A 23,283-nucleotide genomic window follows, 5' to 3' on the forward strand; every position below is an offset into this window, starting at 1 on the left:
CAACTTACCGAAAAAGCATATTTCATTATCAAAAGCCTTGATTGAAACAGCTCAAAATTAATTTTCAATGATAAAGAGCCTAAAATACAAGTTTCAAAATCTGCCCACCTTTTTCACCGCACTTTTACACAATCTTCAAAATGAAAGCGCCCGAAAATGATCATTTCGGCAAAAACGAATCCTCAGCCACAAGCCAAATACGTTCACCCAACCAAATTAATTCCGCGACATTAAATTTCAGCGCAAAAAAGGCGATTATTTTTTCACCATATTAAAGAGTTGGCACATGATTTGATTATTGTATAGCATAGGTTGATGTTGGGTAGAAAGGGAGCTCAACCGCACGGTTAAGCTCCCTTCTTTTTTACCTTCGATGTCCCTGATTAAAAATAGCATTAAAGTATATCATAGTGGTATAAGGTTATAGTTTGGTATTAGTATGAAGCTCGGAGTGGTTCCCGAGCTTTTTTTTGCCCAAAAATTACCTTTTCGCCACCAATGCCGCAGATTCCAGCGGCAAAATCCAGTCATTACCCCACAACAAATCCTTCGTCTCCATCAAGTTCACCTGTGGATCAATCAACAGCCTCGAACGCCGCCCATTCAGCGAAGCATATGCTTCCACGGTAACAACAGGCTCCCTGACGCCCTTCTTTCGATACACTTCCCCAAGAAAATGCGCAAATTCCAAAATCATATCAGGCTGAAAAGCCATCTGTTGCTCCTGTGCAGGCAATAAATACTGGCGGGGCAACACCTCCCAGCGGGCATCGGTCTCCTCGTCCTTAACTATAAAAGTACAATGCCCATTCTTCTCCATCAGCATCACATGCCACGCATACCGATACCCCTGCTCCGTCCAAAGTACATTTCCGCTCGTCAAAAAATGCCTTAAAGGAAGGAATATTTGCAGGGCAAAAAAAGGCAGTAAAATTGCTACCATCCACTGTTGCCTTCCTTTCAATGGCTGAGCTTGGCTGTTTTTAGGAATGAAACGACAAATATTTGACCATGCGGCCCAATCTTCAGCAGTAAAAAAAATCAGTGTCGAGGCGATCATCACCCACGGGAAAACACCAATATTAAACAGTAACCACGTCATGACATGAAAAACCACCACCGCCACATAAGCAAACGGTCGGCTCTTGCGATTGCTGAGACCAAAAGGAATCAATAGATCATAAAACATGCCTGCCCAGCAAAAAAAATAAGGCACCCAAAACCAGTCAAAAGCCCCACCAATTACAGGCAGGTCGGTACGTGCTTGCAACCAAATTTTCAGCGGTTGTGCCTCCCAAAGCCAGTCTCCTTTAATTTTAGCTACGCCAGCAAAAAAATACACCATCCCAAGCATCAGCCGAAGGCTATTCACCTGCCACGACTGTACGAGATGATCAGGCTGAACCCGTCTGAAATAAACATCAAGGGAACAAAAATGATGAGGCGAAATCAGCATCAATATAAAGCTGACCAAACTGACAAAATAATAATGGTTCAGGTACCATGTTTTATCAATCAATGACAGATAAGTCCAACTGACGAAAAACAATATTGCGCTTAACCGATACTGAAATCCCGATGCGATGCCCAGGGCGGCAAGTACGCCCATTGCCACCAAACCATGAGTCCCCCAATAGCCCAAAGGCTGAACCCATTCAAATCCCCAATAAGAAAAATGAAATTCAGGGTTGATCAAATGGGCATCAATCCAACCGAAATATTCCATGCGCAAAAGTGCAAAAGCCATCAGCAGGCCAAAAATAATTCGGAAAACCACCAATGGAAAAACATTGATGGTTGCCCACTGCTGTTGCCACCCATTTTTCAACGCCTTAATCACCATCGTTATCATCAAATGTACTGGTAATACTTAAATGGTGTGTCAGGTCAACTTTCAGCAAAATCAATAAGACTTTCATTTCCTGATATAATGATTCAACCGCTTCAGGAGATTGCTCAATCGCCAAGTGTAATGGTTGCTCGAGCCCATCAATATGCTGAATAACCAAGTTAAACTGTCCGTCAATCACCTGCCCCAAAGGCTGATTGTCCGCAATAGCATTCAAAAATATCAGGTAACTGTTCAGCCCGTTCCCTTCTGTTGCTGAAAAATCAAATAATGACTGATGCGCCAAAAGTGCACTTTTCAAAGCCATTAAATCATCATGGGCATAGCGCTCATAAGCAGCTTCAGCATTGGCCACTCCGCCATTTGATTTCCCCAATGGGTTGCCCACCATTGCGGTGATGAGAAACTCCATATTGGAAATCTGTGCATTCACCATCTGATTCAGGGAACTGTTAATTCCATAGCCCGCAGCAGTTTTAAAAGTTGGAAGATAGCTTTGCCATGCCGCATCAAACGTCTGACTGTCAGCTTTAAGTTTCGCGCTCAGCAAACCTGTAAGCTGATGTTTCTTTTCCAAGATCGACGGATCCTGATCAGCAGTAAAAATAAGGTACTCCAGCGCCATCATCCCTGTGGTTGAGCTCCCCATTTTCTTATTAACAAATTCCTGATCTAAAATATCCTCAGAAGCCAAAAACTGATCCATCAGCTCCTGATCAAAAGGCGGCCGATGCAAAGGGTGTTGTAAAAACTGACTTGCAATAGGGCCAATATCAAAAATATTTATTGCCTGCCATGCACGGTTGAGCGTCTTCCATTCTTCCTGAACAGCCAAATACTGCTCCTCGGTAGGAGTCACTATCAATGACTGCACACGCTGATCGAACTGCAAAACTGCCGCCTGATATAATTCAAGATGCCTTCGGATATGATTTTCTGCCAACTGATCAAGCATTGCTGATCGGTCAAAGGAAGGTCGTTCTGCCGTATCACCACAAGCTGACAAGCCCAAAAACAAGCAGCACAGGGTAATCCATTTTATATGATGCATCATTATAAAGAATTTAAGAATTGAAGTAAAGACTGACGGTCATCAGAGGACATGGCAACAAACTGATTTTTGGATTCTTCCGCTTCTCCCCCATGCCAAAGGATCGCCTCTGAAAGGTTTCTTGCTCGACCATCATGCAGGTAAAAGGTATGATCGTTCACCGCTGCAAACAAGCCAATTCCCCAAAGGGGCGGCGTTCGCCATTCCTGCCCATTGGCTTCGTGATCGGGGCGACCGTCGGCCAACCCCTCCCCCATATCATGCAAAAGTAAATCGGTAAATGGGCGGATAACCTGATGAGAAAGCCCATCGATGGTAGGGTGTGTGCCCGTTTTAAATTTTGGGATATGACAACCCGCACAACCTGCATCCATAAAAATTTGTTTCCCCTTCAGCACCTCAGGATCCTGCCAGTTTCTTCGAGCAGGAACCGCAAGTGTTGCGGAATATAAAACCACCTTTTGAAGGTCATCGGCATCAATCTCAGGCTCTCCCCCATTGGGGATATTTTCGGTGTCAATTCCAAAAGGCCAATTTTGTGATGGCTTTAAATCAGAGGTAATTCCCATATCTCCCAAAAAAGCGCCTGCCACCTGATGTTCTAAATCCTGCTGATTGGCTTTCCAACCGAAACGGCCAATGGCCTTCTGTCCATCTTGCTGAAGAATGTAATTTGGTCGCCCAGAAATGCCATCATTATCACGGTCCTCGGGGTCTGCCAAAGCCAAAAGATCTGCTTCGGGAATGGCTTCAAGAAATCCAAGTCCTACCATTTGAGGAGCCACCCGTGGGGAAGTCATTACTTTGGCATCCATCGGACCATATTTCAGGTTGACAAAAGAGATCATGGGCTTCCGAAGCTCATAGGACGAACCATCGGCAAATTTCCCTTCCATCATTAAATAGTCCACTTCGTAGCCCCCTTCCACAGGCACGCCAAAACCGTTGATCGCCTGGTCTTGTAACTGCCCGCCATAATGAGGATCTGGTAATGTTCTTGAAGGATTAAAAGGGTCTGGTATTGACAATCGGATCAGGTGCCCAGCATTTAATTCCCCATGAAACTCAGGGGCACGACCGCGCCCATCCTTAAAATGACAACCACTGCAGGAACGCGCATTAAACAGCGGACCCAGCCCATCGCGGGCGGTGGTAGAGGCGGGGGCGGTCACCCAATTTTGATTAAATAGAGAATTCCCCACAAAAAACAACAAGCCTTCCTCATTGGAAAGCGTGGGTATTTGTAAAGAAAAGGCATTCTCTGAGGTATCAAAGATTGTCCCCTGCCCCGCAGAAAGTTCTTCCCCTTCTTCGGCCTGAAATTGCACTTCAGAAAGATGATTGCAGGAAAACATAAAGACGCAGGCCAAGACCCAAAGGAACCGTTTGGAAGTTGTCATGAATTCAAAAGTAGGTTGATATAGAAAATGGGAAAGGTTTTCACCTTTCCCCAAATGGTCTATTATATGTTCATTTATTGTTATTCAGGCAATGCCGTATTGATCGTGATGTCAAGTGCACTTGCGGCAGCAGCAAACTCATCGCCAAGCTGCTGAAGTTCCACAACCGCTTCAAGAACTTTCGGGCGGGAAGCCTCATCGGAAATTGCGAAATCAAATGGTACAGGCATCGCATTTACTTTTTCCAAAGCGGTGGTTACCTGCGTACTCACCTGTTCTGCCAAAGCAGGATCTGTTATTTTCAGTAAATCATAAATCCCTTTTCCGCTGATTTCTTTACCATCCGTCCCTTTGTATTTTCCATAGAATACATTGCTCAGGCCTTCCGCATTCAGAATAATGTCGCGGTGGGTATTATCACTGAAGCAAGAATGCTCATCTTCCTGGTTTTTATTATCATAGGCGGTGAAAATTCGCTCCCCAGCCAACTCAGCTTTAGCCAGGATACCAATCCCAGTAAAGATATTTTTAAGCGAAGTAGCAGGCAATTCACTCACAAAGCTGGCGTAATAATTACCGCCACTTGTAGGCGACCAGTCAGCCACCAAGCCCTGGAGGTCAGCGATTAAAATCTCCGTGGTTACTTTCAAATAATCCAATCTTCTCGAAGCAAATTGATCGGTCGTAAAATCTGTCAGTGGACGCTGTCCTGCCAATTTTTCTTCAGGAGCAGTTAAATCCTGTCCCCAAAGTAAAAACTCCAGTGCATGATACCCCAGGGAAACATTTTCTTCCCCGCCGTCCTCATTCAAATCTGTCAATAATTGCGCTGTAATAGTAGGGTACTCCTCTGGCATATTTACAATCCCATTGGCGTAAACTGTTTCTCCTTCCACTACATAGTCGATATAGGCCTCATCAAGTGGCCAGGCATTTAAATTACCCTCAGGCCCATTGTCATCATCAATTGGCCCAGCATAGAAACGGAATGCTTCCGACGGCCCGTATGATTCCCGAGAAGCCAACCAGGCAGTCTTCGCTGCATCGAGATGCGCTTGTGTAGGATCCATCACAAATGTGTTAATTGCCGTTTGCAAGGCGAGGGCATCCTGTAGTGCATTGTCATAATTGGCGTGCACCAATTTGGCATAATCCTCAACAACGGTTAACTGTAATTTATCCAATTCTTCATTGGCAGGAATTTCAACATTATCGGAACAAGAAAAGGTCAGCATTGCCGTTGAAAGCATCAGGCACAAAGCCCCCTTTCGAGTAAAAGTCTTCAGCGTAAACATGGTAGGTTAATGATGTTATTTAGATTTGTTTTAAATAATAATCGAATATAACACCAGCTTAATCAGAATGTCAAATTTTATTTAGATTAATTACAAATAAAGACAGAAATCAATCTAATCATAACGATGGCTGCTTGCAAAAGCCTTAATTTTAGCCACAAACCAATCATAGTATTATCTCATGAAAATTCTGATCGTCGATAACTCCTTTTTGCCCTTCAACAAATATGGTGGAACAGAACGCGTTATTTGGTATTTGGGGAAAAGCCTAAGCCAAATGGGGCATGAGGTTGGTTACCTGGTCAAGCAAGGGTCCTCGTGCCCTTTTGCCAAAATTCATGAGATTAACCCAACGGAAGAGATTACAGCACAAATTCCTGAAGGTTATGATATGGTTCATTTTCAGTTTCAGGTAAAGGACTACCCCCATCCGCACGTGATGACCTTCCACGGTAATCAAAACCACCAAAGTCCTTTTGCGCAAAATACCATCTTTATCTCGGCCAATCACGCCCAAAGGTATGGCGCTGACACCTTTGTACACAATGGTTTGGATTTTTCGGATTATGGCAGTGTAGAACTGCACAACCCTAAAAATTATTTCCACTTTATTGGCAAGGCGGCATGGCGACTAAAAAATGTAAAAGGGGCCATTAATATTATCAAGCAGGTACCACAGGCCAAGCTGAAAGTCCTCGGAGGCAATCGCCTGAATCTAAAAATGGGATTCAGGTTTACAACAACACCCAAAGCGCAATTCCATGGAATGGTGGGTGGTGATGAAAAAAACAATTATTTAAGATACTCTAAAGGACTGATCTTTCCTGTATTATGGCACGAGCCTTTTGGTCTTGCCATCACGGAAAGTTTATACTATGGTAATCCCGTTTTTGGGACTCCATACGGCTCCCTGCCTGAATTAGTACCCACAGAATTCGGCTTTCTAAGCCACCGATCCTCAGAAATTGTTGAGGCCGTAAAAAATGTTGACCAATTCAGCAGAAAAGCCTGCCATGAGTATGCCGTAGAAATGTTTAATGCTGATAAAATGGCGGAAGGCTATTTAAAATGCTATGAGCGCGTTTTAAATCATGAGCCCCTCAATGCCCAGGCTCCACAATTGAAGAAGGTACAGGAAGAGAAATTCCTTCCCTGGGAAGCATAAACCGAAGATCTAAATGCGCCATTGATGACCTTGGAAAGGTACTGAATGGCGAAAAAATAATCTTTAAAAAACCACATTTACCTCTGCCACGAAATTTTCACTGTTGATAATGTTTCCGTATCCAGTCGATCGTCCAAATCAACGGAGAAGCCATTCTTGTGATAAAAAGCTAAAGGAGGCAGGTAAGGTTTTCCATTGCCTTTGATGTATTGATCAGTGGTAACCACCCAACCCTGAAGCGCACAGCGTTCTGCCTGTGCGAGCTTCAAAAGCTGACTGCCAAATCCTTGCCGCTGCACCCCACTATCGATAATCATGGCAAAATACCGCTGGCCATCACGTAAAAAATCACAATACCAGCCTACCATCAGGTCGTTTTGATCAAGAATCACACGATGCCTTCGTGCCAGCAAGCTGTTGAGGTATTGTTTAAAATCTGAAATTTTCTGCCACTGAATTTGCCTGGGATACTCCTTGTTCCACAAATCGTGGGCTTGTGCTTTCAGGTGATCAGAAAGACTGTCTATGGTAATAATCCTATACGCCACCTTATTTCAGCTTTTTTTCATACACAAAATCATCCATAATATATCCGCTGCCAATATCAGCAATCATGGCCTTTTTACGTTCAAATCCAAGCTTTTCATAAACGGCCATCGTCTTGCTGTTGTATTTATTGACGGTCAAACGGATGATTTCACAACCTTTTGCCAGTGCAAAATCCTCGACGAAAGTCATCATTTTCCGACCGTAGCCCTTCCCCCGGGCGTGGTCTACCAAATAAAATTTACTGAGAAAAAGTACCTCCTCACGCACCTGAACGGCCAAATATCCCAATAATTGCCCCTCATGCTCCAGCATAAAATAAGCGTAGCCTTCTTGCTGTTGCTGTGCAATTGCTTCCGCCGACTGAAACTTCTCCAACATATAAGCCACCTGCGCCTCACCGATAATTGGTGTGTAATGCTGCTCCCAGATTTGCTTGCCTACCTTTGCTACCGCCGCTCGTTGTTCGGCTGTAGCCACATTGATCATCATCTTATGCTACTGTTAAAATCAAGGTCCTACCATCGGACCATCATCTTCAAATATAAGAAGATTGATATAAGACAGCTAAAAGAGTGAAAAATTTAACTATTTTTCCGACAGAGAACTTCAAGGGACATTTCGTCCTGTAAAAATATAAGCGTATGACAACAGTAATTGAAAATGATTTTTTAAAGGCCAAAATCAAGCACGATGGCGCCGAATTATGTTCACTGATCAATAAAACCACTGGAAAAGAATTGATCTGGCAAGCCGACCCGAAAGTCTGGCGGCGCCATGCACCGATTTTGTTCCCCTTTGTAGGTCGCATGAAAGATGACCAATATACCCATGAAGGAAAAACCTATAAAATGGGGCAACATGGTTTTGCCCGTGATCGCCAGTTCGATGTTAAATCGGCCTCGGCGGAGAAGGTGCTGTTCACCCTTACCGCTGATGAAGAGAGCCTGAAAATTTATCCGTTTGCCTTTGAGCTTCGTGTTCAGTATGCTTTGGAAGAGAAGAAATTGGTGATTGGCTATCAGGTGGTCAATACCGACCAAAAAGAGATTCTCTTCTCAATTGGTGCGCATCCTGGTTTTAATGTTCCTTTGAATGAGGGAGAACATTTCAACGATCATAGTCTGTGTTTCGAGCAGGAAGAGCAACTTGATCGACATATGCTTGCTGAAAATGGTCTTTTCGATGGCCGCGTAGACATGGGTTACCTTTCGGGAAAACGCCATTTGACACTAAATTTCGACAAATTTGATGAAGACGCATTGGTTTTTGAAGATTACCAATCGGCGCATGTTGACCTGGTGAATCTTAAAGAAAAAACAGCCCTTCTGCGCTTCCATTTCAAGAATTTCCCTTATTTGGGCATCTGGACTAAACCAAAGGCGCATGCCAATTATATCTGTATAGAGCCCTGGTTTGGCATTGCAGATTATACTTCAGGCAATGAAGAGCTTGCCGACAAAGCGGGTATTCAAAGACTCCCTGAAGGGCATTCTTTCGGCTGTCAGTACGCCGTTGAAATCCCATAAATTCCCCTTTGAACCTTAAATAATGACTGATGATTTGTGATCGATGCCCGATAATTTTCGCCTCGATCACAATTGATCAGTCTTTTTTTTAAACGATTATTGATCGAATTAATCACCGTTAGATACTTCCTTGTAACTGGTTTTACCCACTTGAATACAGCCCAAATTCCCGACACTAAAGGGCGCCTCAATCACACATAAGAATGATCCAATTTTGACAACCGAATTTACTTAAACAAAGGAATTTGAGATTTAGGACAACATAACATCCTCAATCGGCTGAATTCGAATGTCTAAAATTTACTACATCAAGGGGTTGCTGCTGAAATAAAATCGTTATAAAAAGATAACCGATTTATATTTATGAAACAGTTTTCAGCAGTCCTTCCACATTTGCCACACCTGATCATGACCCATCATGCCGAGCGCAGGTGCATACAACGCAACATCCACATTTCTGACTTGCAGCATATTATCGATTACGGACATGGTTCGCATCGGCAGAATATGCGATTTTTTACCGTCAAGAAAAGTGAACTCCCCCATGAGCTCGACCACAAATCCGCCGATAAACTCAGTCGGCTGGTGGTGGTCATGGATTTGGTTCAGCCTTTGATCATTACCGCCTATTATCAAGCAAGGCCCTACAAGCATATCCGCAAAAAGAATAAAAAAATTAACCTTGATCATGTGAGTGGGACGCAGAAAACACAGTATTTAAAGCACCGACATTTCAGATAACTTACCGTAATAAATATCCCCCCTTTTTTCGGTCAGTACAATTTTGTGTCCGCGGGTTTTATGGGCATAGATCAGCAACTGTTTCTTTGTGTATCATCATTTTAGACTACTGCTGAAGGTCGGAGATGCTCAATATTTCGTTCAGTAGAAGTGCATAATTTTCATCCTGCCTCACTTTCAGACAGTGCCTATTTCAATTCAATCGATCAGTATCGGTTTTGAAATGGGCATTTTTTTATCTTAAATCCCTCACTATTTTACAGTTGAACGGAATAATTTCGGTAGTAAAAAATCCTCTATAATGAGGACCATTTTACAGTTCCCCGCAAGCGGCAGGTTTAGTCATTTTTGTGAATCAATGATTCTTCCCCTCGATTTACCATTGATCAAAACCTCAACCTTTTACCACTACTCCTTCTCCAAAATCAATAAATACAACTGCTACATCATAGCAAATTTCTAACATTACTATAAATAACAATACATAAACTGATTATTAGCACATAATTTCGGCTATATATGTGCTATCTTTGTTTCGGAACGTTAGCAGATTAACCTATTAATCAATAATTTACTGTAATCATTTTTCAGAAAGCTAAAGCTTCGTTTTCATGATGAATGATCAGCAAATTTTTCATTATTTCCGCCATTCATTAGCATCAAATCTTTTTTGTAAATGAGGCACACACGGAAGATCTGCGATGGTACCAATGCATAATTTAGAATTCACCATATTTTTATGAGACAAGAAGACTACAATGACTTCACCCGACAGGGCAATGAGTTAATGGACCAACTTAGAGGCAAAGGCAGGTATATTTTACCGATCATTCTCCTGGTGGTTCTTTCGGTTTCGAGCACCTTTCAAATCGGGCCAGAAGAAATCGGTGTCATTACCCGTTTCGGGAAATACACCAAATCTGTGGAATCAGGGCTGAACTTTAAAATCCCCTTCATTGAGTCGGTGTATAAAGTACCTGTTGAACGCCAGCAAAAACTCGAATTTGGGTTCCGCACGGCAGAAGCAGGCGTGCAGTCCTATTATGAAGACCGCAGCCAAACCACCGCTGATGAGTCCCTGATGCTTACAGGAGATTTGAACCTTGCTGATGTAGAGTGGGTAATTCAGTACCGAATTTCCGATGCCTACAAATTTTTGTTCAAAGTGCGAAATCCTGAGGCGACCCTTCGCGACTTAACGGAGGCAGCCATGCGCGAAATTGTAGGAGACCGAACGGTAAACGAGGTGTTGACTATCGGACGTTCGGAAATTTCCAGCCAGCTAAAAATTACAACGCAGGCGTTGTGTGATGAATACCAACTGGGGATAAAAGTAGAGCAGGTCGTACTTCAGGATGTTAACCCTCCTGAGCCAGTAAAAAAGGCTTTTAACGCAGTAAATGAGGCGCAACAACAGAAAGAAACGCTGATTAACCAGGCCAAGTCGGAATATAATAAAGTGATTCCGAGAGCCAAAGGGGAAGCGGAAGAGACCATTCAGAAGGCAGAAGGTTACGCCACGGAACGGATCAATAAAGCTTTGGGGGAAGCCCGTCGATTTACAGATTTGTACAACGAATATGTAAAAGCGCCAGAAGTCACTAAGCAGCGGATTTACCTCGAAACGATGCAGGAAGTGATGCCTAAACTGGGCAACAAAATCATTACTGATGAACAGGGGCAGAATGTGCTTCCGTTACTTCAGATGAGCTTAGACAAACACGCCACCACGCCTAAAAAATAAGACCATGTCCACAGCAAAATATACCATAATATTTATATTCCTGATCTTGATCGGCCTGCTTTTGAGCCAATCGATGTTCATTGTAAATGAAACTGAGCAGGTGGTCATCACCCAGTTTGGAAAGCCTGTTGGTCAGGCCATTACAAGCCCTGGTATTCAGTTCAAAGTCCCTTTTATTCAAACTACCAATTATTTCGATAAGCGATATTTGGAGTGGGATGGCGACCCAAATCAGGTGCCTACAAAAGACAAAAAGTTTATTTATGTTGATACCTATGCCCGTTGGCAAATCACAGATCCATTGCAGTTCTTCAAGCGATTGACCAACGAACGTGGAGCGCAATCTCGTCTGGATGATATTCTTGATGGGGAAACCCGCGACTTTATTGCCAATCACGATTTGGAAGAGGCCATCCGAAGCACCAACCGAGAGCCCATGGTGGCGGATTCCCTTGGCGATGGTGTAGGAGATAAACTCCGAAAAATTCGCGTGGGGCGGGAAAAAATTCAGCAGATGATTCAAGAAAGTTCCAACCGCCAGGCACAGGATTTGGGAATCAAGGTATTGGATTTCCGTTTTAAACGCATCAATTATATCAGCGATGTAAGAAAGCAGGTGTATGAGCGTATGAAATCCGAACGATTCAGAATTGCTGACAAGTTTAAATCTGAAGGATCGGGTGCTGCCTCAAAAATTAATGGGGAGAAAGAAAGGGAGCTGAAGCGAATTCAGTCGGAAGCCTTCCGTAAAGCGGAGGAGATTAAAGGACAGGCAGATGCTAAAGCCGCGGCAATTTACGCCAATGCCTACAACAAAAATGCACAGTCGAGGGATTTGTACAGCTTCATGAAATCTATGGAGACTTTCGAAAATACCTTTGATGGACAAACATCGGTTATTTTATCGACCAAAAGTGATCTTTATAAATACCTGAAAAGTTACTAACAAAACTTTGTAAACCGTTCAAAAGCCTGCAGACATTGCAGGCTTTTTGTGTTTAGCACCTTTAATTTATGACTTGCAGGAAGAAAATGCCCACGCGCTGATCAAAAGATAAAATCGCTTATCTTTACGCTAAATCAATCCTCAAATCATGCTTTACACACGAAAACAACGCACCAAGCTTCATTTTTTCCATTACTATTTTGGCCATGGCCGCCTGTTGGCATTATTGCGAATTGCTGGTGGCCCACTGTTGATGATCATGGCCATGAAACTGCGCTTTGCCCCTCAGCAATACGATCTTGTGCTGCTCAATATGCTCTTTATTCTTGGGGTATATGCCCTTGGCCGACCCGTAGTTACCATGATGACGAGCTGGAAAAATCTCCGCACCATTGAACTGAAAACGGAAGTAAAAGAAGACGCTTTATATATCAATGAAAATGGCTACGAACTGAAAATCCCTCTTCAGGAATTCAAATCAATAAAAAAACAAATTAGCTATTTTCGGTTCAATCTCAATAAATGGCAAGGATTCTCAATCCCTGACTCTTTCTTTAGTTCAAAAGATTTTGATAATATTTATAATTTCACTAAAAAAAGAAAGTAATAAGCCTAATTTTCTATCCCTTAAACGCATAAGCGGACAGGCGCTATTTAGAGGTTGATCTTACAAATATTGCCAAGGGTGCATGAACCACTTATATCAATACGGATAAATTAGTTTACTTTGAGGAAAATATATTTCAAATATTCACCACTTTTCAAAAAACCTGCCGCCACTGACTGGGGCATTTACCCATAGCTACATAGCTATATTCATATAAAGATGTCATTGACATTTTTGTACTCAAATTCATTAACAAATATACATAATATACCCTGCAGCCCTCCTTTAACGATCTTTTCACCTTGTCAAAAATAATATGAAGGCATTCACTGAGAATGAAAAATTTACGGGATTAACCACTCTAAAAGCGAATAGTACATTTGAGGATTGTGAATTCCGACAGTGTAATTTTCAGTCCTGTAAAATCACCGACATCAATTTTATTAATGTCCATTTTATTGATTGCGATTTAAGCCTTGCAGTATTCCGTCATGTAAAGTGGCAGCAAGTAAGCTTTACAAACTGTAAACTTATGGGCGTGAAACAGCCCGAGATCAGTAAAATGTTATTATCTGTAAAGTTTATTAATTGTAATCTGATGATGATGCATTTGGAAGGGCTCGCACTACAGCGGGCGGTATTCAAATCGTGTAATTTGAAAGAAGCGATTTTAATTGACTGTGACTTAAGGGAAAGCAATTTCGAGGACAGTCATTTAGCAGGTGCCTTGATTCATAACTGCGACTTGCGCAAGGCGGACTTTCAGTGGGCTACCGCCTACCAGATTGATCCAGGCCATAATCAACTGAAAGGGGCGGTATTCAGCGAATCGGGGCTCTCAGGCTTACTGCAACACTTGGATATAAAAATTAACCCATAAAAAAAAGGAGCAATTTGCTCCTTTCTTTATGCTTAGTTTAATTAAGCAATAAGGTCTTGCATGTAGGCAATCTTATCTTTACAGATTTTATCAATAGCGACTAATAACTCTCTGATTTCATTGATCTTCATTGAATGTGGATCTTTCATCTTTTTCAAGATGGTCTGATATGTCGTCCCCATTTCTGTTCCAATTTCGGCATAAGAAATGTTTAGACCTTTAATCAATTCATCGATTTGAGTTAAAGTGATATCGATGTTATCTAAGCTTTGATTGATCTCTTTTAGAGAGATTTTTCCTCCTTTTTTTCCCATGATTGATATAATTGTTAATAGGGTTAATTTCTATTATTAAAGATATTTAAAAAATTGACTTAAAAAAACCATTCATAAAATTAATTAACATTTCTTAACAAATATTATATAATTAGTGGGGAGAAAATAATGCTCAAATAAAGTATGTACATTTATTTGGTGTTTTATTACTAAAAAATTAATTAATTATTCATCCTTCTTTTACTTCTCATTAAATGTATGGGCGTAAATAGGAGGTTTAAGAAGCCTAAAAACAAAAAAAGTGTAAGGAAACCTTACACTTTAAAAATATGGGGTGAGCAAATCACTATTTTTTCTTTTTCTTCTTTTTGTCCTTCCAGCTCTTTTTAGGTGCCTTTTTAGGTTTTTCAAATACGTCGCCAGTCATATCATCAAGATTGGTCATTTTCATTAATGATTGCCAGTTCTCTTCATCATGACCAGAAAAATCAACGGTGGTAGAGTAATCTTTAGGGTCAATATCAAAAACCTTGATTTCTTTATTCAAGAAAGACTCTATTTCTTTCAGCGTTGCTTCCTCTTCAGGGGCACAGAAAGAAATGGCATATCCTTTTTCCTTGGCACGTCCCGTACGTCCTACACGGTGAACGTAGTTCTCTGAAAGCTCAGGCAAATCATAATTAACGACATATTCTACACCAGCGACATCAATACCACGGGCAGAAATGTCGGTAGCGATTAAAATTTTAAGTTCCCCGCTGCGGTAACTTTTCATTGTTTCTTCGCGCTCTTTCTGGTCTTTCCCTCCGTGCAGCGTCGCTGATTTGATGCCCACACGTTCCATGGCTTTCATGACCCTTTCAGCCCTTACCTTGGTACGTACAAACACCAACATCTTCTCCCCTTCGTGCTCTTTGATCAAACGCTCCAAAAAGAATCGTTTATCATCCATTGCGACAAATGCCACAGAATGGGTCACATTTTTAGAAACAGGATCTTTGGGAGAGATCTGAATTCTTACTGCTTTGTTCACCAAGCCATAGGCCAGGTCTTTGATTTTTTCATTGATGGTTGCCGAGAAGAACAGGGTCTGTCGTCTTTTAGGAATTCGGCTGATGACATCACGCATATCCTTGATAAATCCTAAATCAAGCATGTGATCGGCCTCGTCCAACACAAGGATTTCCACCCTTCTTAAATCCAAATGACGCTGTGCCTGCAAATCGAAAAAACGACCTGGAGTAGCAACAACGACATCCACCCCCTGGGCTAATTGTTCTACTTGCGCTTCTTGCTCTACACCACCGAAAAGGCACATAGTTTTCACCCTTGTATGGCGACCAATCTCTGTAAATACAGCAGCCACCTGCTGGGCCAATTCGCGGGTAGGCACCATCACGACGCATCGCACGCCGTCTGGGCGGCCATTGATTTTTCGGTCCTGTAACATGTTAATTACTGGGATAGCGAAAGCTGCCGTTTTACCTGTACCCGTTTGGGCAATGGCCAAAATATCCTCGCCTCTTAAAATTGGTGGGATTGATTTATATTGAATATCCGTTGGGCGCTTATAGCCCATTTTGCTCAAGCTTTTCTTAAGCAATGGAGAAATATGATAGTTTTCAAACTTCATGTATAGGGTATTTAATCGGTCCATTTGACCGAACTCATAATATTGACAAAGGTAATATCAAATATCAGACCGTCCACTAAACGAACCGAATAACTCTATAAAACTTCACGATTGTGGGCCTTTGTATTGATAAAATTAAATATGACCCAATTTAGTTTACAAAAATCGGCTGCAGTAGCCATTTCTATCTTAATGCTGTGAAGAAAGCGTATAAAATTGAATATTTCATCAAAAAAGAAACAGCAGGGGAATTGTGGCGCAGTATTTGAAAAATAGCTACCGACCGTAGTTCATTTTGAGCTAATTACTATTGAGGTCTTTTAGGTATCATTAAATTACTGAGTATGATTGTTTTAATTTCAATTTCCCTCATAATGACTACCCTTTTCTTCCTATATATCCTATTTCAAGACAGAAATCAGGATGAAGTTCCTTCTGCAAATATGCCGATTGAACAAAAGACTCCAAAGCGTAAAACCACTCCATAAAAGCAAATAACAGCCTGTAAAAAGGTGTAATGAGGCTTGCCACTTGCGCGTTCCGACGCCCAAGTCCAATGCCGATAAGTTAGTTATAAAGCGCTGAAAAAGCATTTACCTTAAAAAAAGCCCCTGACATTGATTTGTCAGGGGCTTTTTGTGATAGGGGCCGTTGCATAAGCCTGATTTGAAATCACCTTACAAAATGATATTCTGTTGGGTTCGGGCGAACCCAATGTCATTAATTTAAGGGTTTTGAGGGACACAAATTACAATCACTATTGTGCAACAGCCTTTTGACCGTGCTGAAAATAGACGTTTAACGATAAGCACTCGGGCAACTTAATAAATGTGCCCCAGTGCTTAGCTCCCCTAAAATGATGCTCAGCTATTTATTTTTGCTTACTGTCTGACATTTCCTTCGGAACAATTTCTGGCTGCATGGATTGTCCGTCCCAGCCGCCACCAAGCGCCTTGTAAAGATCCACCATAGACACCAGCTGTTCCTTGATTGCCGCAGACTCCGAGATTTCCGCTTCAAACAAACGACGCTGCGCATCAAGTACATCAAGGTAATTGACGATACCATTCAGGTACTGCAATTGTGCCAGGCGCAAGTATTCCTGCGAGGCCGTCAGTAACTCGGTTTGCGCATCACGGGTTTGGGCCGTTTTCTGGAAAGTTACCAAACCATCAGAGACCTCTTTCAGTGCCACGTTAACTGTTTGTTTATACTGATTGAGTACCTGATTGTATTGAGCCTTCTTGGCTTCCACATTTCCCTTGATTCGCCCTGCTGAGAATAAAGGTGCCGTAATATCTCCAATGTACTCCCAGTAATTGAAACCGTTGGCCACAAAATTATTCAGGCTCGGGCTCTGATATCCAAATTTTCCAGTCAGGGTCAGGTTCGGAAAATAATCTGCCTTGGCAGCACCAATCTGAGCATTGGCCGCTACAAGCTGATCTTCCGCCTGACGAATATCAGGGCGGCGTTCCAGTAGCTCCGAAGAAAGTCCTACGGGAATTGCTGGTACCACTGGCTGATCTGAAATCGAATTGCTTCGGGCCAACTCCTGCGGAGGTCGACCAAGCAAAATGGCCAGCTCATTGGTATTGATCTTCACCTGTCGCTCCAGCTCCGGGATCAGCGATTTGGTCTGTGCCAATTCTACCGTCGCCTGCTGATATTCAATCTCAGACACCAAACCGCCTTTAAAACGCAATTCAGCAATACGCTGTGCTTCCTGCCGGGCAATGAGTGTTCGGCGGGTAATCCGCAAGCGGTTATCAATATCCTGCAGGCTGAAATAGGTTTTGGCAACCTCGGCCACAAGGGAAATACTCATCGAACGATAAGCCTCGTAAGTGCCCAGGTACTCCGCATTGGCGGCCTCTACCTGTCGTCTGATTTTCCCCCAAAGGTCAAGCTCCCAGCTCAGGGTACCAATGCCACGGTACTTCTCATTGTTTTTCGTAACGCCAGTGGCGGCATTATGCCCAGCTTCCCCTTCAGCAAAGGTATTAACCCCAATTTGAGGGAACAGCGCCGATTTGGTCGTTTTGCGGAAAGCCTGAAGTTCCTGAATTTTTGCCGCAGCAACACGCAGGTTATAGTTCTCCTTCAGTGCTTCGGAAATATAGCTCTCCAGCAGGGAATCCTGATACAGGTCCCACCACTTGATTTGCGCCACCTGATCGCCCTTTACGGCCGTAGAATCCCAGTCCACATCAACGTTTAAATCCGGACGGCTATAATTCGGTCCCATTTTACAGGCCTGAATACCTAAAATAATCAGGCACAGCAACAGACTTGATTTTATCGTTTTATGCTTCATTACTTCGACTGATTTTTATCTTTAGAAAATCGTGCACTTACCTTTTCCTGAAACTCCACAATGGTTTTGAAAAACAGCGGAATGTAAACAATCCCTACGGTGGTCGCGAGGATCATCCCGGTAAATACACCTGTACCGATCGAGTGACGTGCTGCCGCTCCGGCGCCGGAAGCCATTACCAAAGGAATCATTCCAAGCACAAAAGCCAGGGAGGTCATCAGGATCGGACGGAAACGCAAGGAAGCCGCCTGTAATGCCGCTTCTCCGGCGGTCAACCCTTCTTTGGTCATCTTTTCCTTGGCAAACTCTACAATCAGAATCGCATTTTTTGCCGACAGACCAATCAGGGAGATCATCCCGATCTGAAAGTAAATATCATTCTCGAGTCCACGGAACCACACCCCGAGGAAAGCCCCGAATATGGCAATAGGCAAGGTAATCAGTACGGCGATAGGAATGATCCAGCTTTCGTACTGTGCCGCCAGGAAGAGGAAGACGAAGATCACCACAATGGCAATCATCGGCCCTAATTGGCCTTCAGCTTGTTTCTCTTCATACGACATCCCACTCCACTCAAAGCCCATACCTTCCGGCAGTACTTTGGCCGCCACTTCTTCCATGGCTTTCATCGCCTGCCCAGAGGAATAACCTGGCGCGGCAGTACCGTGAATGGTGGTCGAGAGGAACATATTAAACCTGTTCAAACTTCCAGGCCCGGTGGTCATGCTTACTGCTCCCAGCGCACTTACCGGCACCATTGTACCATTACTTGTTCTTACAAAAAACAGGTTCAGGTCGCTCAGGTTCTTCCGGTAGGCCTGTTCCGCCATAATATTTACCCGATAAACCCGGTTAAACTTATTGAAATCATTGACATACTGCGAGCCGAGGAAGGCGTTCATGGTAGAGAACACATCCGCAATAGGTACCCCGAGAAATTTGGCGCGGTCACGATCAAGATCGAAATACAGCTGCGGAATTTTAGGCTGCATACTGGCATTCACGCCCGAAAGCTCCTTGCGTTTCGATGCCGCAGCCACAAGGGAGTCGGCAGCATCCACGAGCTTGTCGAGAGAATTTCCCGACTTGGATTGCAGCTGAAATTCAAAACCACCCCCATCACCAAGTCCAGGGATTTCCGAAGGTTTGGTGATGAACACATTGGCTTCAGGGTACTTGTAAAACTCCTTCCGCAGATCAGCAATCACATGGTCAATGCTCATGTTGTCGCCCTTACGTTCGTCCCAGGGTTTCAGGATAACCGTCAATACCCCGCGGGATTCCGTCCCACCAACACGGTGGCTCAAACCTTTAACCGTCTGAATATTGGCCACAGCAGGATTCTTCAGAATAAACTGCTGAGCACGGTTCACCACTTCCGAAGTACGGGTCAATGAAGCGCCATCAGGCAAGGCAATTTCCACATCGAAATAGCCCTGATCCTCTCCCGGGATAAAACTCGTCGGGATAATATAAGCCAGTAATCCGGTGAAAATAATCGCCATTCCGAAGCCGGCAAACATCCGTTTTCGGTGCTCAAAACCCCAGCGCACATATTGGGTATATTTGCTGTTTCCGGCATTTACCCAATGGTCAATCTTCTTGAATATCTTGGACTGATTCCCAGATTTGGGTTTCAGCAAAATAGCACATAAGGCCGGTGAGAGTGTCAGGGCCACAACGGTTGAAAGCAATACCGATACTGCAATGGTGATCGAGAACTGTTTGAAGAGCGTTCCTGTGATTCCGCCAAGGAAACTCACCGGCACAAATACCGCCGCCAAAACCAAGGAGGTGGTGATCAGTGCTCCGACCAGTTCGCCCATTGCCTTGTGGGTAGCCGGCCGTGCTTCGAGGCCCTCTTCTTCCATAATCCGCTCCACATTCTCGACCACCACAATGGCGTCATCCACCACTATACCAATCGCGAGGATAAGTCCAAGCAGGGTCAGGATGTTAAGGGAAAAGCCGAAGACGAGCATCACGGCAAAAGTACCAATCAAGGAAATCGGTACGGCGATCGTTGGTACCAAAGCAGAACGCCAGGATTGCAACGACAGGTAAACCACCAAAATCACCAGAATGATGGCTTCGATCAGCGTTACATAAACTTCATCAATAGACGCAGAGATGAACTGAGTGGCATCAAAAGAGAATTTATAGTCAATCCCTTCGGGGAAGCTTTTCTTCAGTTCTTTCAGCGCCGAGCGCACGTTGTTCGCTACCTGAAGGGCATTGGCGCCTTCGAGCAGGTAGATCTCCATCATGGCGGCATTTTTCCCGTTCAGCTCCGAAGACTGTCGATAACTTGAAGCAGCCAGCTCCACCCTTGCCACATCACGGATTCGGATAAACGAGCCGTCAAGGTTGGCACGGACAATGATATTCTCAAACTCCTCTTTGGTGGACATCCGCCCACGAGCAGTAATCGGCAAAGTAACATCGATATGATCCAGCGGCTGAATCCCGAGCTCCCCTGCAGCGGACTCCCTGTTCTGTTCTTTGATGGCATCGGAAAGGTCGCGAACGGTCAAGCCATAGGCGGCCAGACGGTCGGGCTGAATCCAGATACGCATTGAATAATAACGGGAACCAACGTTCCAAATACCCGCAACACCGGGCACCCTTTTTAGCGGGTCAAGGACGTTGATCGTTGCAAAGTTGGAGAGGTAAATTTCATCGAACTTTGGATCGGAGGACGTTAAACTGAGGGTAAGAATTTTGGATACTGCCTGCTTTTCAACAGTGATCCCCCCTTGCATCACCTCGGCAGGCATTTTGGATTCTGCCCGCTTCACACGGTTACGCACCTCAATTGCGCTCAGATCGGCATCTGTTCCCGCCCTGAAAGTCAGCTGGATATTCAGTCCACCGGTATTGCTACTTTTTGATTTCATCGAAATCATATTCGGTGTACCGTTGAGCTGCTGTTCGAGCTCCGAAGCAATGGCATCGTTCACTACTTTGGCATTGGCGCCAGGGTAGTTGGTCGATACCCGCACTACTGGAGGGGTAATATCGGGGTACTGTGCCACGGGCAATTGCGTGATGGCCAGCACGCCCAGCAGTACTATCAGGATTGATATTACTGCCGAGAAAATCGGTCGGTCAATAAAGAAAGAAGGCTTCATTATTTTACTACCCCTTCCTCCGAAACTGAGTCCCGATCAAATTGTGTTTTATAATCTTCAAAGCTGCTTACTGCCACCACTTTCTTCCCTGGCATTGCTTTCTGGATTCCTTCAGAAACGAAAACTTCATTTTGCCACAAACCACGGGTGATCACCACTTCCTGATCCAGCTCCTGTCCTGTTTCCACAAGTCGTTTTTCTACCGTTTGATCTTTGCGAAGCACATAAACATAAGCTCCTCCGTCTTCAATCACTAAAGCTTTACGGGGAACCACCACGGCGTCTTCCAACACCTGCAACAGCAAAGAAACCTTGGTAAACTGACCAGGCAAAATCACTCGCTCGGGGTTGGCCACAAGTGCCTGCACCTCGAAAGTTCCCGTTTTAGGATTTACTTTCGGCTCCACAAAGTTCAATCGCCCTTCATAATTGTATTCGGAATTATCTGGCAGTGTAATTTTTACTTTTGGTGTCCAGCCTCTGGTGCTGTCACTCACCTGCGCAAGCGAACTTGTCGCTTTCTTGCGCTGCGCATTCAGGTAATCAATCACCGAAATGTTGAAGTTTACGCGTACCGGGTCAAGCTGAAGGACCGTCGCCAGCAACGAATTGCTTCCACTCCCCACCAGTGTCCCGATATCTACATTGGACTTCGAGATGTAGCCATCCAAAGGAGAGCGGATCTCAGTATATTCAAGCTCCAGCTGGGCTTGTTTCAGCTCGGCCAAATTCATCTGATATTTTGCCTGTGCCGACTCCAGGGCCGACTGTGCATTATCAAGATCGAGCTGCGAGGCGGCATTCTGCGCATAAAGCGGCTTCAAACGCGCCACATCCCTTTTGGCTTTTTGCATTTCTACTTCCGACTGATTTAAAGCGGCCTTATTTTTATTCACATTAGCGATATAAGGTCGTTGGTCAATCAAATACAATAGGTCTCCTTTATGGACATAAGTTCCCTCGCGGAAATTCCTTTTCTCCAGGAAGCCATCTACCCTCGCGCGGATCTCCACATTCAACGAGGCTTCAATTCTTCCGACATAATCGCCGTAAATCTCAACATCACGCGTTTTCACGGTGTCCACTCCCACAACAGGGCGTGGTGGTTCTGAAACTTTTTTATCACAAGCACTAATTGCAAAAATCAGCGCCATAAAGAGGAAAAGTAAAGTCTGAGAATAAAATTGTTTTCTCATTTGCATATCATTGATTATTGATTGATCCTAAAGAAATGATGAAGGGTGTTTTTAGCTTCCAAATCATTAAAACCTAACAACCTCATTTAAAATAGGTTAGGTGAATTTTAATTAATAAAATTGGATAGTCTGACCACTTCACAAGCCAAAAAGATCAAAAACTGAACCAATCAATAAAAATAATGCTATTTGCAATGGAAAGAAAGCGTTTTGGAGTAGCCTGAAGTGATATTTTTGAATATTATTTTAATAACAATCAAAGCCTCTATCAATTTAGGACAACGCTAAACATTGAAAAAAATGTATCTTGCAGGCGAAAGCGAAAAATCAAAATCAGTCAATAAATCATAACTCATTGCGTCAGCAGGATCCCGATAACGAAAATCTTTTGTTGTTTCTGAAAGGAGACATTAAGGCCTATGAGACGATCTTCAGAGCCTACTACGAGCCATTGTGCCAATTCTCCATGCGCTACCTTGCTGATCCCCAACAGTCTGAAGAGGTTGTTCAGGAGCTGTTCACCACGCTATGGGAAAAAAGAGCCTCTTTGAATATTTCAACAAGCCTGAAAAGCTACCTCTTTGGTGCCACAAGAAATAACTGCCTTCAGCTGATCCGAAAGCAAAAAGTCCGTGATAAATATCAAAATGAAGTGGCGGCCATGCATCAAAATCAACATTTCGAGGATCTTGACGTGATGGTAGAACTGGAGTTGAGCGAAAAAATTCAGCAAATTATCGCTCAGTTACCCGACCAACGAAGAAAAATCTTTATGATGAGCAGATTTGAGGGCAAAAAGTACCAGGAGATTGCCGATGAGTTGGGGCTTTCAGTAAAAACGATCGAAAATCAGATGAGCAGCGCATTGAAAAGCCTACGGCTTGCCCTTCACGAATATTTGCCACTGCTGCTATTTATAATTTGGCAACAATACAAAAAATAATCCCGACCGAATAGGGGTAAATGCCTGACAAAGCA

19 protein-coding genes are annotated in these 23,283 nt (G+C 43.6%); 8 read left to right on the forward strand and 11 right to left on the reverse strand.

The features are described from left to right. Positions 1–481: 481 nt before the first annotated feature. The 4 genes from AABK40_RS15940 to AABK40_RS15955 all read right to left on the reverse strand — a co-directional run bounded on the left by AABK40_RS15940 (position 482) and on the right by AABK40_RS15955 (position 5,595). Positions 482–1,852 carry an HTTM domain-containing protein gene (locus AABK40_RS15940; RefSeq protein WP_338398116.1) on the reverse strand — a complete coding sequence of 457 codons (1,371 nt, stop codon included), beginning with the start codon at positions 1,850–1,852 and terminating at the stop codon, positions 482–484. Further along, positions 1,833–2,903 (reverse strand): imelysin family protein, encoded by a 1,071-nt coding sequence (locus AABK40_RS15945; RefSeq protein WP_338398117.1) that lies wholly within the window; start codon positions 2,901–2,903, stop codon positions 1,833–1,835. The genes AABK40_RS15940 and AABK40_RS15945 overlap by 20 nt, the downstream gene beginning before the upstream one ends. After that, positions 2,903–4,300, reverse strand: a complete 1,398-nt coding sequence (locus AABK40_RS15950; RefSeq protein ID WP_338398118.1) for a di-heme oxidoreductase family protein — start codon at positions 4,298–4,300, stop codon at positions 2,903–2,905. The genes AABK40_RS15945 and AABK40_RS15950 overlap by 1 nt, the downstream gene beginning before the upstream one ends. Before the next feature lie 80 nt (positions 4,301–4,380). Next, entirely contained in the window at positions 4,381–5,595 is a 1,215-nt protein-coding gene (locus tag AABK40_RS15955; protein WP_338398119.1) for an imelysin family protein, read from the reverse strand. Between the two features lie 181 nt (positions 5,596–5,776). Here AABK40_RS15955 and AABK40_RS15960 point away from each other — a divergent pair, with 181 nt between their 5' ends. Further along, positions 5,777–6,760 carry a glycosyltransferase gene (locus tag AABK40_RS15960; protein WP_338398120.1) on the forward strand — a complete coding sequence of 328 codons (984 nt, stop codon included), beginning with the start codon at positions 5,777–5,779 and terminating at the stop codon, positions 6,758–6,760. Positions 6,761–6,837: 77 nt separating this feature from the next. On the opposite strand, the gene AABK40_RS15965 is transcribed toward AABK40_RS15960, so the two are convergent. Together AABK40_RS15965 and AABK40_RS15970 are read right to left on the reverse strand one after the other, a co-directional pair. Continuing rightward, positions 6,838–7,308, reverse strand: coding sequence for a GNAT family N-acetyltransferase (locus AABK40_RS15965; protein WP_338398121.1), 471 nt, complete (start codon positions 7,306–7,308; stop codon positions 6,838–6,840). Position 7,309: 1 nt separating this feature from the next. Next, positions 7,310–7,798: a GNAT family N-acetyltransferase gene (locus tag AABK40_RS15970; protein WP_338398122.1), complete on the reverse strand. Its 489-nt coding sequence runs from the start codon at positions 7,796–7,798 to the stop codon at positions 7,310–7,312. A 152-nt stretch (positions 7,799–7,950) separates the two neighbouring features. Between AABK40_RS15970 and AABK40_RS15975 the strand changes: the two genes are divergently transcribed. The 6 genes from AABK40_RS15975 (at position 7,951) to AABK40_RS16000 (ending at position 13,753) form a co-directional block, all read left to right on the forward strand. Continuing rightward, on the forward strand, positions 7,951–8,835 hold the full coding sequence (locus AABK40_RS15975) for an aldose 1-epimerase family protein (protein WP_338398123.1): 885 nt from the start codon (positions 7,951–7,953) through the stop codon (positions 8,833–8,835). A 363-nt stretch (positions 8,836–9,198) separates the two neighbouring features. Continuing rightward, the gene (locus tag AABK40_RS15980) at positions 9,199–9,576 is read left to right on the forward strand and encodes a hypothetical protein (RefSeq protein WP_332921610.1); all 378 of its coding nucleotides are present in this window, start codon (positions 9,199–9,201) and stop codon (positions 9,574–9,576) included. 739 nt (positions 9,577–10,315) lie between these two features. Further along, positions 10,316–11,320 carry an FtsH protease activity modulator HflK gene (gene hflK / locus AABK40_RS15985; RefSeq protein WP_421953310.1) on the forward strand — a complete coding sequence of 335 codons (1,005 nt, stop codon included), beginning with the start codon at positions 10,316–10,318 and terminating at the stop codon, positions 11,318–11,320. A 4-nt stretch (positions 11,321–11,324) separates the two neighbouring features. Then, positions 11,325–12,266: a protease modulator HflC gene (hflC, locus tag AABK40_RS15990; protein ID WP_332921609.1), complete on the forward strand. Its 942-nt coding sequence runs from the start codon at positions 11,325–11,327 to the stop codon at positions 12,264–12,266. A 148-nt stretch (positions 12,267–12,414) separates the two neighbouring features. After that, positions 12,415–12,873, forward strand: coding sequence for a hypothetical protein (locus AABK40_RS15995; RefSeq protein ID WP_332921608.1), 459 nt, complete (start codon positions 12,415–12,417; stop codon positions 12,871–12,873). Positions 12,874–13,189: 316 nt separating this feature from the next. Beyond that, complete coding sequence (locus tag AABK40_RS16000) at positions 13,190–13,753, forward strand: pentapeptide repeat-containing protein (protein WP_332921607.1); 564 nt, start codon at positions 13,190–13,192, stop codon at positions 13,751–13,753. A 41-nt stretch (positions 13,754–13,794) separates the two neighbouring features. Here the strand turns inward: AABK40_RS16000 and AABK40_RS16005 are convergent, their stop codons facing one another. The 5 genes from AABK40_RS16005 to AABK40_RS16025 form a co-directional block, all read right to left on the reverse strand. Then, complete coding sequence (locus AABK40_RS16005) at positions 13,795–14,067, reverse strand: hypothetical protein (protein ID WP_332921606.1); 273 nt, start codon at positions 14,065–14,067, stop codon at positions 13,795–13,797. A 307-nt stretch (positions 14,068–14,374) separates the two neighbouring features. Beyond that, entirely contained in the window at positions 14,375–15,661 is a 1,287-nt protein-coding gene (locus tag AABK40_RS16010) for a DEAD/DEAH box helicase (protein ID WP_338398124.1), read from the reverse strand. An 871-nt stretch (positions 15,662–16,532) separates the two neighbouring features. Then, entirely contained in the window at positions 16,533–17,978 is a 1,446-nt protein-coding gene (locus tag AABK40_RS16015) for an efflux transporter outer membrane subunit (protein ID WP_338398125.1), read from the reverse strand. After that, a complete protein-coding gene (locus tag AABK40_RS16020; RefSeq protein WP_332921603.1) occupies positions 17,978–21,109 on the reverse strand; it encodes an efflux RND transporter permease subunit in 3,132 nt (1,043 codons plus the stop codon). Before AABK40_RS16020 ends, AABK40_RS16015 begins: the two co-directional genes overlap by 1 nt. Next, entirely contained in the window at positions 21,109–22,305 is a 1,197-nt protein-coding gene (locus AABK40_RS16025; RefSeq protein WP_338398126.1) for an efflux RND transporter periplasmic adaptor subunit, read from the reverse strand. The genes AABK40_RS16020 and AABK40_RS16025 overlap by 1 nt, the downstream gene beginning before the upstream one ends. Before the next feature lie 307 nt (positions 22,306–22,612). Here AABK40_RS16025 and AABK40_RS16030 point away from each other — a divergent pair, with 307 nt between their 5' ends. Further along, complete coding sequence (locus tag AABK40_RS16030; protein ID WP_338398127.1) at positions 22,613–23,248, forward strand: RNA polymerase sigma-70 factor; 636 nt, start codon at positions 22,613–22,615, stop codon at positions 23,246–23,248. The last annotated feature ends 35 nt before the right edge of the window (positions 23,249–23,283 follow it).

Origin of the sequence: Persicobacter psychrovividus (assembly GCF_036492425.1) — a bacterium.
Taxonomy (GTDB): domain Bacteria; phylum Bacteroidota; class Bacteroidia; order Cytophagales; family Cyclobacteriaceae; genus Persicobacter; species Persicobacter psychrovividus.

Excerpts from the sequence above, each read along its gene's own strand:
- AABK40_RS16025 (WP_338398126.1), bottom strand. The coding sequence starts at position 22,305 with ATGAGAAAACAATTTTATTCTCAGACTTTACTTTTCCTCTTTATGGCG.
- AABK40_RS16020 (WP_332921603.1), bottom strand. The coding sequence starts at position 21,109 with ATGAAGCCTTCTTTCTTTATTGACCGACCGATTTTCTCGGCAGTAATA.
- AABK40_RS15950 (WP_338398118.1), bottom strand. The coding sequence starts at position 4,300 with ATGACAACTTCCAAACGGTTCCTTTGGGTCTTGGCCTGCGTCTTTATG.
- AABK40_RS15995 (WP_332921608.1), top strand. The coding sequence starts at position 12,415 with ATGCTTTACACACGAAAACAACGCACCAAGCTTCATTTTTTCCATTAC.
- hflC (WP_332921609.1), top strand. The coding sequence starts at position 11,325 with ATGTCCACAGCAAAATATACCATAATATTTATATTCCTGATCTTGATC.
- AABK40_RS15960 (WP_338398120.1), top strand. The coding sequence starts at position 5,777 with ATGAAAATTCTGATCGTCGATAACTCCTTTTTGCCCTTCAACAAATAT.
- AABK40_RS15975 (WP_338398123.1), top strand. The coding sequence starts at position 7,951 with ATGACAACAGTAATTGAAAATGATTTTTTAAAGGCCAAAATCAAGCAC.
- hflK (WP_421953310.1), top strand. The coding sequence starts at position 10,316 with ATGAGACAAGAAGACTACAATGACTTCACCCGACAGGGCAATGAGTTA.
- AABK40_RS15955 (WP_338398119.1), bottom strand. The coding sequence starts at position 5,595 with ATGTTTACGCTGAAGACTTTTACTCGAAAGGGGGCTTTGTGCCTGATG.
- AABK40_RS15980 (WP_332921610.1), top strand. The coding sequence starts at position 9,199 with ATGAAACAGTTTTCAGCAGTCCTTCCACATTTGCCACACCTGATCATG.
- AABK40_RS15970 (WP_338398122.1), bottom strand. The coding sequence starts at position 7,798 with ATGATGATCAATGTGGCTACAGCCGAACAACGAGCGGCGGTAGCAAAG.
- AABK40_RS16015 (WP_338398125.1), bottom strand. The coding sequence starts at position 17,978 with ATGAAGCATAAAACGATAAAATCAAGTCTGTTGCTGTGCCTGATTATT.
- AABK40_RS15940 (WP_338398116.1), bottom strand. The coding sequence starts at position 1,852 with ATGATAACGATGGTGATTAAGGCGTTGAAAAATGGGTGGCAACAGCAG.
- AABK40_RS16000 (WP_332921607.1), top strand. The coding sequence starts at position 13,190 with ATGAAGGCATTCACTGAGAATGAAAAATTTACGGGATTAACCACTCTA.
- AABK40_RS16010 (WP_338398124.1), bottom strand. The coding sequence starts at position 15,661 with ATGAAGTTTGAAAACTATCATATTTCTCCATTGCTTAAGAAAAGCTTG.
- AABK40_RS15945 (WP_338398117.1), bottom strand. The coding sequence starts at position 2,903 with ATGATGCATCATATAAAATGGATTACCCTGTGCTGCTTGTTTTTGGGC.
- AABK40_RS16005 (WP_332921606.1), bottom strand. The coding sequence starts at position 14,067 with ATGGGAAAAAAAGGAGGAAAAATCTCTCTAAAAGAGATCAATCAAAGC.